Annotated in this window: 1 protein-coding gene; it reads left to right on the top strand. The window is 61.1% G+C overall.

The features are described 5' to 3' along the window. Positions 1-50 precede the first annotated feature (50 nt). The coding region (locus NW838_RS10200) for a tetratricopeptide repeat protein (RefSeq protein WP_414427979.1) at positions 51-589 on the top strand (539 nt) is incomplete at its 3' end.

Raw genomic sequence — 589 nt, 5'->3', positions numbered from 1 at the left:
GACTACTGGCATTCTGCTCATCCCTATGCCTTGCCCAAACTAGAGGGCCGATGATGGAGCTAAGCAACCTTCTGCAGCAAGCTATTGACCACCACCAGCAGGGGCACCTGGACGAAGCAGAGCGGCTCTATCGGGCCATCCTGCAGGTTGCCCCCCGCCACCACTACGCCCACCACCTTCTGGGCCAACTTGCCCGTCAGCGGGGGCAGCCCCGGTCGGCACTGTCCCATTTGATGACGGCAGTCAGCGCCAATCCAACGGTTGGTCAATATTGGCTAGCTTTGGTTGAAGCCCTGCTGGAGTGTGGTGAATACGGGGAGGCCGAGCGGGTTCTTGCCGAAGCGTGCGCCCACGGTTTGGAAGGGCCCGCTGTTGTCGAGCTAACTGCGCGGCTAGCGGCCGCCACCCTGAAGGGAGAAGCTCCCTCTCCTGACCCTCTGCCAGCAACGCAGCCCCCCACCGAGGAAGAAGCCAGCGAGCTACAGGAAGCAGCAGCTGCCTACAACAGTGGCAACCTAGCCCTTGTTTTGGAAAAAGCCCAGCGGCTACTTGCCAAAAACCCAGGTCTTGCCCTGGCCTGGGCCATTAT

The organism is Synechococcus sp. R55.2, assembly GCF_047462075.1.
Lineage (GTDB): Bacteria > Cyanobacteriota > Cyanobacteriia > Thermostichales > Thermostichaceae > Thermostichus.
This window is presented reverse-complemented; position numbering and strand designations above follow the sequence as displayed.